This is a genomic window from Streptomyces sp. NPDC001941 (assembly GCF_040296945.1).
Classification (GTDB): Bacteria; Actinomycetota; Actinomycetes; order Streptomycetales; family Streptomycetaceae; genus Streptomyces.
This window is the reverse complement of sequence record NZ_JBEOYE010000047.1, coordinates 1-10,824: the sequence shown is the minus strand read 5'-3', so window position 1 is coordinate 10,824 and position 10,824 is coordinate 1. Positions and strand designations below refer to the sequence as shown.

Annotated in this window: 9 protein-coding genes; 5 read left to right on the top strand and 4 right to left on the bottom strand. The window is 74.5% G+C overall.

The features are described 5' to 3' along the window. The first annotated feature begins 155 nt into the window (after positions 1–155). Positions 156–377, top strand: a complete 222-nt coding sequence (locus ABT160_RS27740) for a response regulator transcription factor (RefSeq protein ID WP_351650606.1) — start codon at positions 156–158, stop codon at positions 375–377. Positions 378–426: 49 nt separating this feature from the next. Here the strand turns inward: ABT160_RS27740 and ABT160_RS27735 are convergent, their stop codons facing one another. Further along, positions 427–885: a nuclear transport factor 2 family protein gene (locus ABT160_RS27735; RefSeq protein ID WP_351650555.1), complete on the bottom strand. Its 459-nt coding sequence runs from the start codon at positions 883–885 to the stop codon at positions 427–429. A 128-nt stretch (positions 886–1,013) separates the two neighbouring features. Next, positions 1,014–1,751 carry a class I SAM-dependent methyltransferase gene (locus ABT160_RS27730; protein ID WP_351650605.1) on the bottom strand — a complete coding sequence of 246 codons (738 nt, stop codon included), beginning with the start codon at positions 1,749–1,751 and terminating at the stop codon, positions 1,014–1,016. Positions 1,752–2,265: 514 nt separating this feature from the next. On the opposite strand from ABT160_RS27730, the gene ABT160_RS27725 reads away from it, so the two are divergent. Next, positions 2,266–3,741: a glycoside hydrolase family 16 protein gene (locus tag ABT160_RS27725; RefSeq protein ID WP_351650554.1), complete on the top strand. Its 1,476-nt coding sequence runs from the start codon at positions 2,266–2,268 to the stop codon at positions 3,739–3,741. 90 nt (positions 3,742–3,831) lie between these two features. Here the strand turns inward: ABT160_RS27725 and ABT160_RS27720 are convergent, their stop codons facing one another. Further along, on the bottom strand, positions 3,832–4,428 hold the full coding sequence (locus tag ABT160_RS27720) for a hypothetical protein (protein ID WP_351650553.1): 597 nt from the start codon (positions 4,426–4,428) through the stop codon (positions 3,832–3,834). Between the two features lie 239 nt (positions 4,429–4,667). Here ABT160_RS27720 and dnaK point away from each other — a divergent pair, with 239 nt between their 5' ends. The 3 genes from dnaK (at position 4,668) to ABT160_RS27705 (ending at position 7,947) form a co-directional block, all read left to right on the top strand. Then, positions 4,668–6,614 (top strand): molecular chaperone DnaK, encoded by a 1,947-nt coding sequence (gene dnaK / locus ABT160_RS27715; RefSeq protein ID WP_351650552.1) that lies wholly within the window; start codon positions 4,668–4,670, stop codon positions 6,612–6,614. Between the two features lie 161 nt (positions 6,615–6,775). Beyond that, positions 6,776–7,177, top strand: a complete 402-nt coding sequence (locus ABT160_RS27710) for a response regulator (protein WP_351650551.1) — start codon at positions 6,776–6,778, stop codon at positions 7,175–7,177. A gap of 65 nt (positions 7,178–7,242) precedes the next feature. Further along, entirely contained in the window at positions 7,243–7,947 is a 705-nt protein-coding gene (locus ABT160_RS27705; RefSeq protein ID WP_351650550.1) for a ribonuclease H family protein, read from the top strand. Positions 7,948–8,397: 450 nt separating this feature from the next. Here the strand turns inward: ABT160_RS27705 and ABT160_RS27700 are convergent, their stop codons facing one another. After that, positions 8,398–10,824, bottom strand: a complete 2,427-nt coding sequence (locus ABT160_RS27700; protein ID WP_351650549.1) for a hypothetical protein — start codon at positions 10,822–10,824, stop codon at positions 8,398–8,400.

Below are 10,824 nucleotides of genomic sequence, written 5' to 3'. Positions count from 1 at the left end.
CTGCCCCGCCAATCTCGCGCCTGCCCCGAGTGGCGGAGGAGACGCGCGAGTTGGGGACTTGACAAGTGCGGCCCGGGTGCGGCCTGTTGGGCGGGAAGGCGACCGGCGGCAGCCTTGCGCTCCGGTGGCATCGTGATTGAATCGCCTGTGTGTCGATGCGGAGCGGCGGCGTGGAGACCGGGACGGCGGACCTGTCGCCCCGCGAGCGCGAGGTGCTCGCGTACATCGGCGCCGGTCTGACGTACCACCAGACGGCCAGGCGGCTGGGGATCAGCGTCCACACGGTCAGTACGTACCTGCGCCGGATACGCAGCAAGCGCGAGGCCCCGACCCTCGCCGACCTGGTGCGTCTGAGCATGTCCCAGGAGCAGCGCTGAGCCGGGGCCCTCGCGTGCGGATGCGGCCCGGTGGCCCGGGCCACCGGGCCTAAGGGGCGGGGACCAGGCCGTCCGCCACGAGTCCGCGCAGCACGGCGTCGCTGAGCGCCTTGAGCGCCGAGAGCGGCCGGACCATGACCGTGAACTCCTTGACCCGGCCGTCCGGTTCGAAGTTCAGCAGGTCGATGCCGTGGATCTCCTTGCCGTCCACGGTGGCGCGGAAGACGAGGACGGCGGAGGGCAGCACGGTCCCGTCGGCACTGGTCTGGGACTCGCCCTCGTACGCGCCGACGTAACGGAAGTCCTCGAAGGTCCGCAGCAGCACCCCGAACAGGCCGAGCACCATCGGCTTGCCCTCGAACGGGGTGAACTTCACGGGGCTGTAGAAGCGGATGTCGTCGGTGAACAGCGCGTCGATCGCGTCGAGGTCCCGCTCGTGGACGGCGGTGCGGAACCGGTCGGCGGTGGAACGGAAGAGCTCGGCGTCGCCGGTGGCGGCATCGGTCATGGCTTCTCTTCTCCCAGGCCTCGGATACTCAGAAAGATGACTAGTAGGAAACTTGAGTATCACGAGGAGGGGGCCGCTGAACAGGGGTTGACGCCGAGGCCGGACGCGGGGGAGGGAAAGACCTCCGGTCAGGCCGGGCGCCGGAAGAGCCCGGCCCACAGGAACGGCTCGCCGAAGCACGCGGAGTCGGGCGCCTCGTCGCGCATCCGGCGCAGCTCCACCTCCTCCAGGCCGGCGAAGATCCAGCGCAGGGAGGCGTCGGTGAAGGCGAGCCCGCCGTGCAGCCCGCCGGAGCGGTAGAAGGTGGCGTCCGGCTCCTCGGACCCCATGCCGCCCTCCCCGGCGGCGAAGGCGGTGAGGGCGAGGTGACCGCCGGGCGCCAGGTGGCGCTCGACGAGGGCGAGGTAGCTGACCCGGCGGTGCGGGGGCAGGTGGTGGAAGCAGCCGGAGTCGTAGATCAGGTCGTAGGACCCTTCCAGCGCGGTGAACTCGGGGTCGAAGGCGTTCCCCTGGTGGAAGCGGATGTCCGCGCCGGCCTCGCGGGCCCGCTCCCCGGCCCAGGCGAGGGCCGTGGGGGAGAGGTCGACGGCGTCGACGGCGAAGCCCCGCGCCGCCAGGTACAGGGCGTTGCGCCCGGGGCCGCAGCCCAGGTCGAGGGCCCGGCCCGGGGTGAGGGTCCCGCGCTCCAGGTGCCCGACGAGGTTCTCGTCCGGCTTGGGGACGAAGAAGGGCACGGGCTTCTCGCGGTCGGCGTAGAAGCCGTCCCACCAGTCGGAGCCCGCCGCCGTCCAGCGGTCGGCCTCGGGCGCGAAGAGATCGTCCATCAGCTTCAGTACGTCCTCGACGGAGCGCACGTTCCGGTCCACAGGTGTCATGGGTCCCCCTGGTAGTGACAAGCACCTTGAATTTTGACTGGCGACAAGCGTCTTCCAGCCGTCCGCGCGGCGCGCGGGGCAAGGAGAACGGTAGGCGAGGAGCGGAAGTATTCCCAGGTCAGCGCGGTGCGCCTGCGGCCCTGTGCGGGTCGTGGCGGCCGTGTGGGGAGGGGGCCCGCCCAGCCCCTCCGGAGTGGGGGAGGGCGGGCGTGGACGGGGTCCCACAGGGCCGTCCCGGGGGCGTTCCGGCGGGCGCCCGGGTGCCTTTCCGTACGGATTCCGGCCGCCGGGCCGTACGGATTCCAGCGCCCGGGCTGCGCCCGGACGGGAGCGGGGTCGGGGGCGGAGTGAGGGTCGGGGGCGGGGGCCGGGCCGGGGCGAGTCGGGGCCGTGCGCCGGAGCCCCCAACTCCACCGACCCATTGACGAGTTGGGAAACGGCCCCTACAAACTCCTTGAGAGCGCTCTCAAATAACATTCCGCACCATCCTCACCGGAGGTGTCCCATGAGCCGCGGTCCCACCCCCGCCCCCCGAAGAACCGGGCGGCACCCCGTCACCACCGTCTGGATCGCCACCCTCGCCCTCGCGCTCACCTCGGCCCTCGCGCTCGCCGTCGGCGGGGCCGGCCCGGCGCGCGGGGCGGTGCCGCCCGCCCCCGGCTGGAACCTCCAGTGGAGCGACGACTTCGACGGCGCCGCCCGCACCGCCCCGTCCTCGGCCAACTGGCAGGTGGACACCGGGCACGCCTACCCGGGCGGCCCCGCCAACTGGGGCACCGGCGAGATCCAGAACTACACCTCCAGCCCCGACAACCTGAGCCTCGACGGCTCGGGGAACCTGCGGATCACGCCCCTGCGCGACGGCGCGGGCAACTGGACGTCGGGCCGCGTGGAGACCCGGCGCTCCGACTTCAAGGCCCCGGCGGGCGGCACCCTGCGCATCGAGAGCCGCATCCAGATGCCGAACGTCACCGGGCAGGCCGCCCTCGGCTACTGGCCCGCCTTCTGGGCACTGGGCGCCCCCTACCGGGGCAACTACTGGAACTGGCCGGCCATCGGCGAGTTCGACATCATGGAGAACGTCAACGGCATCGACTCCGTCTGGGGCGTCCTGCACTGCGGCGTGAACCCCGGCGGCCCCTGCGGCGAGACCACCGGCATCGGCGCCAACCGGGCCTGCCCGGGCTCCACGTGCCAGTCCGCCTTCCACACGTACCGCTTCGAGTGGGACCGCTCCGCCAGCCCCAACGAGCTGCGCTGGTACGTCGACGGGCAGCTCTTCCACCGCGTCGACGAGAACCGGGTCGGCGCGAGCGCCTGGGCCGACATGACCTCCCACGCGGGCTACTTCGTCCTCCTCAACGTCGCGATCGGCGGCGCCTTCCCGGACGCCCTCGGCGGCCCCACCCCCACGGCGGCCACCGTCCCCGGACGCCCGATGCTCGTCGACTACGTGGCCGTGTGGACGCGCGGCGGCGGCACCACGCCGCCCCCGACGGACCCGCCGCCGTCCGGCTCCGCGCAGCTCTACCTGCGTACGGGCGGGGGCGCGGGCGACGCCGACGCGGCCGGGACCGCGACCCTGGCATCGGCCGGCGGGGCCAACCACGACGGCACCCCGGCCAGTCCGCAGGTCTACACCTCGGGCCCGGTCACCCGTGCCTACAACGGCGGCACCACCCGCTTCGACCTGTTCGTGGACGCGGGGACCGTCGTCGCCAACGGCCAGCAGGTGCGGGTGAGCTACGACCGGACCGGCGACGGCACCTGGGACCGCACGGAGACGTACCGCTACTTCGCGACCGACCCCGTGCCCGGCTTCGAGCACTACACGGAGGGCGCGGGCCTGGTGTCCGCGACCGGCAGCCACGGCGACCTGCGCGGCGGCAAGGTGCGCGTGGAGGTCTGGAACGCCATCGGCAACGGCCCGAGCACCCTGGGCACCGGCAACTGCTCGGTGGTGCGCATCCCGTTCTCCTGAGGGCGCCCCGGCCCCTCCACGTACGGGTCCCGGGGGCGTCCCCCCTCCGGGACCCGTACGCCGTCCGCCCTCCGAAGCCCCCTCCGCCGCCTACAGCTTCCCCATCTGCTCCTCCATCCGGTGCCCCAGGCGCCTGCGGAACTCCTCGCGGAACGCCACGCTGAGCGGCGGCCACCCCCAGAAGTCGAACGCCAGCGCCCCCAGGTCGAAGCCCGAGGCGAACTGCCAGTCGGTGAGCCGCACCGGCACCCCGCACGTCGAGCAGGCCAGCACCCCTTCCCCGGTCTCCTTCCACACCGCGATCGCCTCGCGGAAGCGCCGCCACGCCTCCTCGTCCGGCTCGAACGACTCCGGGTAGTCGACGATCACCGTCCGCTTCCCGCAGCCCGGACAGACCACCGCGTCCGGCTCGTCGGCCCCCTGCCCGCCCACGTGGTAGTCCCGCCCGACCAGGACGGCCACCGGGCCCGGCAGCCAGCCCGGGTCCGAGGGGTCCGACACCGCCTCGTGCCAGCGCGGCCCCGGCACGTACCCCGTCCTGACCTGGCTGCTGTACATCCCCTCGGCCGACCGCTCGCGCGTCAGCACCCCTTCGGACACCAGCCACTCCACCATCCGCTCCGCCAGCGGCCCCGCCTCCCCGGCGTCCACCTCGACGTCGACGAAACGCTCGTAGAAGTCACCCATCGGTCGTTCTCCACCCCTTCGTGCTCCCCTGCCCGGCCGCCGCACGCCCGGCCGCGCTCCCCGCACGACCGTCACGCACAGCACCGACCACTGTGCCACCCGTCACTGACAACGCACCTCCCCCCGTCACCCACACGGGTCCCGGTGCCTGCCGGAGGCGCCCTTGACGCCGCCCGGCCCAGGTCCTACCCAGGGGAGGTACGCCCGCACCCCGGGAGCACACCCGGAAGGAGAGGCCCATGACGCGTCCGGTCGGGATCGACCTCGGGACGACCAACTCCGTGGTCTGCGTGCTCGAAGGCGGCGAACCCACCGTCGTCACCAACGCGGAGGGCGCCCGCACCACCCCCTCGGTCGTCGCCTTCGCCAAGAACGGCGAGGTCCTCGTCGGGGAGGTCGCCAAGCGCCAGGCGGTCACCAACGTCGACCGCACCGCCCGCTCCGTCAAGCGCCACATGGGCGAGATCGGCTGGCGCTTCCCGGAGGTCAGCGACAACGACAGCGGCGGCAGCGGCGGCAGTGACATCGGCGGGCGGCGCTACAGCGCCCAGGAGATCTCCGCGCGCGTGCTGCAGAAGCTGAAGCGCGACGCCGAGGCCTACCTGGGCGAGCGGGTCACCGACGCGGTGGTCACCGTGCCCGCGTACTTCGACGACACCCAGCGCCAGGCCACGAAGGAGGCGGGCGAGATCGCCGGCCTGAACGTGCTGCGCATCGTCAACGAGCCGACCGCCGCCGCGCTCGCGTACGGCCTGGACAAGGGCGACGACCAGACGGTCCTCGTCTTCGACCTGGGCGGCGGTACCTTCGACGTCTCGCTGCTCGAACTGGGCGACGGCGTCCTGGAGGTGAAGGCCACCAACGGCGACACGCGCCTGGGCGGCGACGACTGGGACCAGCGGGTGGTCGAGCACCTGGTCACACGGTTCAAGAACGCGTACGGCGTGGACCTCGGCAAGGACCGCATGGCGCTGCAACGCCTGCGCGAGGCCGCCGAGAAGGCCAAGATCGAGCTGTCCTCGGCGACCGAGACGACGGTGAACCTGCCGTACGTGACCGCCTCCTCGCAGGGCCCGCTGCACCTGGACGAGAAGCTGACGCGCGCCCGGTTCGAGGAGCTGACCGCCGACCTCCTCGCCCGCTGCGAGGCGCCGTTCCACCGGGCCGTGAAGGACGCGGGCGTACGGCTCGCGGACGTCGACCACGTGATCATGGTGGGTGGTTCGACCCGGATGCCCGCCGTCGGCGAACTGGTGAAGCGGCTGACCGGCAGGGAGCCGCACAAGGGCGTGAACCCCGACGAGGTCGTCGCGATCGGCGCGAGCCTGCAGGCCGGCGTCCTCAAGGGCGAGGTCAAGGACGTGCTCCTGCTGGACGTCACGCCGCTGTCCCTGGGCATCGAGACCAAGGGCGGGATCATGACCCGGCTGATCGAGCGCAACACGACGATCCCCACGCGCCGTTCGGAGACGTTCACCACGGCCGAGGACAACCAGCCGTCCGTGTCGATCCAGGTCTTCCAGGGGGAGCGGGAGATCGCCGCGGACAATAAGAAGCTGGGCATGTTCGAGCTGACCGGACTGCCGCCCGCGCCGCGCGGGGTGCCGCAGATCGAGGTGGCGTTCGACATCGACGCCAACGGCATCATGCACGTCACCGCGCGCGACCTCGGCACGGGCACGCAGCAGAAGATGACCGTCACCGGCGGCTCGGCGCTGCCCAGGACGGACATCGACCGCATGGTGCGCGAGGCCGAGCGGTACGCGGAGGAGGACCACCGCAGGCGGGAGGCGGCCGAGACCCGCAACCAGGGCGAACAGCTCGTCCACCAGACCGAGAAGCTGCTGCGCGACACCGAGGGCATGACGGACCGGGTTCCCGCCGACGCCAGGAGCGAGACGGAGGCGGCCCTCGCGGAGCTGAGGTCCGCGCTGAAGGACTCGGCGGACGCGGCGAAGGACGGCTCGGCCGACCGGAGCGGGGACACGGCGTCCCTGCGCCGGGCCGTCGACAAGGTGGCCACCGCGGCCCAGCGCATCGGCACGGCGCTGTACGCGCGCGGGGACGGGGGCCCGCCGCCGCACGGCGAGCAGGACGCGCGCGGGGCGGCGGCGGACGAGGTGGTGGACGCGGAGATCGTGGACGACGACACCGGCGGGGACGGCGGGGGAACGCGGGGGCAGTAGGCGGTACGGAACTCCCGGCCCCGTACCACCGGGGCGAAGCGCACCCCGGCGGGGCGGGGCCGACGCGCCTGCGCGAACCGGCCCGTGCCGCCCCGCACCCGTTGGAGCCGCGCGTTTCGGGGAAGGCGTAGCCCAGTGGGTCCCAGCTGGGGGTGAGGCACGTGGAGCGGCGCAAGAAGGTCCTGCTCGTCGACGACCGCGAGGACGGCCTGTGCGCGCTGCGCGCGGCGCTCGACCCGCTCGGCCTGCCGCTGGAGCCCGCCGCGACGGGCGAGGCCGGGCTCAAGGCGGCGCTGCGCGGGGACGTGGGGGTGGCGGTGCTCGACGTGTCGCTGCCCGGCCTCGGCGGCCTGGAGGCGGCGCGCTACCTCGCGCGCCTGGAGCAGACCCGGCACATACCGGTGATCCTGGTGACCGGAGCCGACCGCGAGGGCGGCCTGGAGGCGCAGGCGGCGGGCCTCGGCGTGGCCGACCTGATGCCCAAGCCGGTGGACCCGTGGTCGCTGCGGATCAAGGTGCGCTACCTGTACCGGATCAGCCAGCGCCTCCAGTCGGCCGCCTAGGGCGTGTTGCGGGCCGGGCACGCGCGCGTGCCCGGGCACGTCCCGGACGGTGGCATGATCGGGGGATGTCTGCACGCATCATCGCCGCTTGTGACGGATCGTCCCGGGGCAACCCCGGACCGGCGGCCTGGGCCTGGGTCATCGCCGACGCCGAGGGGAACCCCGAGCGCTGGGAGGCCGGGCCGCTGGGCACCGCCACCAACAACGTGGGGGAGCTGACCGCCCTCAAGCGCCTCCTGGAGTCCGTCGGGTCCGAGGTGCCGCTGGAGGTGCGCATGGACTCGCAGTACGCGATGAAGGCGGTCACCGAGTGGCTGCCCGGCTGGAAGCGCAAGGGCTGGAAGACCGCCTCCGGCAGCCCGGTCGCCAACCGCGAGCTGGTCCAGGACATCGACGAGCTGCTCGCGGACCGGGACGTGGAGTTCGTCTACGTACCGGCGCACCGCCAGGACGGCGACCACCTGAACGCCATCGCCGACCAGGCGGCCAGCGATGCGGCGACCAGCCAGCAGGCGGCCGGGACCGCGCTGGGCCAGAGCGACATGCCGGTTCCGGACGCGGCGCGGGCGACGCCCTCGCGGGCCAGGGCCGGGTCGGCGAAGCCCGCGAAGAAGACGGCGGCCAAGCGTGCGTCGGGCGGCGGTGCGCCGACGCTGAAGGCGAAGTTCCCGGGGCGCTGCCCCTGCGGCAAGCCGTACGCGGCGGGGACCACGATCACCAAGCTCGACCAGGGCTGGGGCCATCCGGAGTGCCGCACGGCGGCGGAGTAGCGCTGGGAGCGGGACCGGGGCGGTGGAACGAAGCGGCCCCGGGCCGCAGAGCACGGGGGAAACTCGGCGGCCCGGGGCACGACGTCGCACAAGTTACCGGCCCCGGGGCGCCCTCCGCGAGGGCGCACGACGCCCAGGGACGCCCGGGTGGCGGGATTCGACTCCCCTGTAGAAACGAGTAAACGGCCCTCGGCGTGCGTCCCCGCGGGCCCGTCCGGGCGTGTGACCACTGCGGCGCGGGGCCGCGCCGCCGCCGGACCGGCCGCCACGCGCGCGTGCCCGGTCCGGGCACCCCGCGGGCATCACCGACTCAAAGTCGACGGCGCGCCGGGTGGCGTGCGCCCCGCCGGGCGTTCGTACGACAGGACGGCGCGCGGCCCCGGACACCCGCCGCCCGCGCGCACCGCCCGCGCGGCGCACGTGGTGGTACGCGCGCGGGCGGCGCCCCGGTCAGGCGGGGTCGGTCACCCGGCCCGTGACCTGTCCGACCTCGTGGGGGGACCAGTCGGCGTCGTAGTACTCGACGAGCAGCCGCACCGACTCCTCCGGTTCGGCCGCCGTGTCCGCCCTGGTCGGGATGGCGATCTCGGTGCTCGTGCTCCCCGCCGGGACGTCGAAGAACCATTCCATGCCGCCGTCGACCCGCGACAGCGGCACGGCGGGCTCGGCCGGGACGCCGAGGACCTCGTCCAGCCACCCCGGGTCCACGTCCGCCGTGGACAGTTCGGGGCCCCCGTCGGCGGGCGGCAGGAACCGCGCCGTGTACGTGAGGCCGACCTCGGCCGGAGCCGACAGGGACACCCGCCAGGCGAGCTTCCCGCCCTCGGCCACCCGGTCCGCGACCGGGGCGAGGGTCATCTCCGGCAGTGGGTCGTCGTTGAGCGCGAGGACGCCGCCCCGGTGCGCGCCGACGGACGTCCCCCGTACGGCCTTGGCGAGCACGCCGTACGAACGGTCCCAGCCGAAGGCCGTGTTGCCGCGCACCGTGACCGGGACCTCGACGTCCTGGCGGCCGGGGCGGACCGTGGCGAGCCGGGAGCCGACCGTGCCCGTGACGGGGTCGGAGACGAACAGCCGCACCTGGCCGCCGCCCTGACCGCTGACGTGCACCGGGACGCGGTAGGTCCGCTCGCCCGAGTCGCCCTCCCGGACCTTCAGCCGGCCCACGTCCACGCGCGCGAGGGCGGCGGGCCGAGCGGCCGGGGTGCCGGGGCGCCAGCCCCAGGCGTCGATCAGCCAGGTCTTCCCCGCTCCGGCGCGCGCCACGAGCTCCAGGGTCCGCACGCGCGCGAGGTCGAGCCCCGCGCTCCGGGCGGCGGCCAGCGGCAGCCGCACCTCACGGGCCCAGTGGGCGGCGGTGCCGTCGCTGCCCGGCAGGCCCTCCACGCGCGCGGTGCCGAGCGAGGCGCGCCGCCCGGAGGCGTCCACGATCCGGACCTCGACCGCGGTGTCCCGGCTGCCCGGCGGCACGATCAGGCGCAGCGCCAGGGACGAGGAGTCGCCGAGCGGGAAGGGGCGCCCCGGGGTGAGGGCCACCGGGGCGCCGGAGGAGGCGCCGTCCAGGACGACCGCGCGGCGGCCTTCCTCGGGCGAGACCTCCCAGTACGCGAAGTGGGGCGAGCGTGCGGACCAGCCCGGCCCGTCGGCCATGCAGTCGGCGGGGTCGTCGAACGCCACCTGGGAGCAGATCCGGGCCGGTCCCGTCACCTCCAGCGGGGCGTCGGGGAGCACCGCCGGGGTGCGGTGGCCGCCGACGGCGTGGGTGAGCACGCGCGCGTCGCCCGCCGACGGGGCGCGCCGCCCGGTGCCGTCGAGCAGCGGCCGGACCCGGTCGTCGCCCCCGACGAACAGCCGGGCCGCCGCCGCGATGTAGGAGGCGCCCGCCCGCTGCTGCCGGGCCGCCGTCAGGCGCGTTCCGGTACCGGGGGAGCAGACCGGGTCGTCCTCGCCGCTGAAGTCGTCGAAGGACGGCGCCTGGGACTGGCCGGGCGTCCACTCGCTGTTGAAGAAGTTGTGGTTGGCGCCGATCACGTACGCGGCACTGTGCAGGGCGGTGCCGCGGCCCACCGCGCGCGTGGCGTCCAGGTACAGCTCGCCCTGGAGGTCGGACACGTCGCCGTCGCAGCCGGGCAGCAGGGTCAGCGAGGGCACGTCCGGCACCGGGTTCTGGCCGAACAGCGTGGGGCCGATCAGCACCGTGCCGCGCACCGTCCAGCGGGCCGGTCCCGGCGCGCCGTCCTCGGCGGCGGGCGGCGGCGTGAGGCTGTCCAGCGCCGCCCGGTTGACGCCTTCGCCGCCCCGGGAGTGGCCCACCAGGAGCACCCGGGACAGGTCGGCGCGGGACACGGCGCGCACCGCGGCGGGGGCGCCCGCGGGCTTCGCCGCCCAGTCCGCCCAGCGGGCCAGGTGGCGGCGGACCAGTGCGGAGCGGGCCTCGGCGCCGGCGTCCTCCACCGCCGCGTCCTGCCCGTTGACGCCGTTGGCGGAGACGGACAGGGTCACGTACCCCTGGGAGGCGAGCAGTTGCTGGGCCCGCAGGTAGCCCTGGTGGCTGGGGACGGGCCGGGAGCCGGGCGCGCACGGCCAGACCAGGGAGACCTCGCCCGCGGCGTCGTAGCAGGTGTAGTGGCGGCCGTGCAGGAAGAGGGCGACCGGCCGCCTGCCGGGCGCGCCGACCGGGCCGACCACGGTGGCGCGCATCTCGACCGCCGCGGGGTAGCCCGGCAGCTTCACCGGGGCCAGCGCGTACTCGCCGCGCGCGGTGCGGTACGGACCCGGTGCCCTCACTGGGCTGGAGTACCTGGAGCTCGGGGCACAGGACTGGCGCGTCCTCCTCGATGCCAAGGCCGTCCCTCGCGGCCTGTCGGCGGCCTTCAT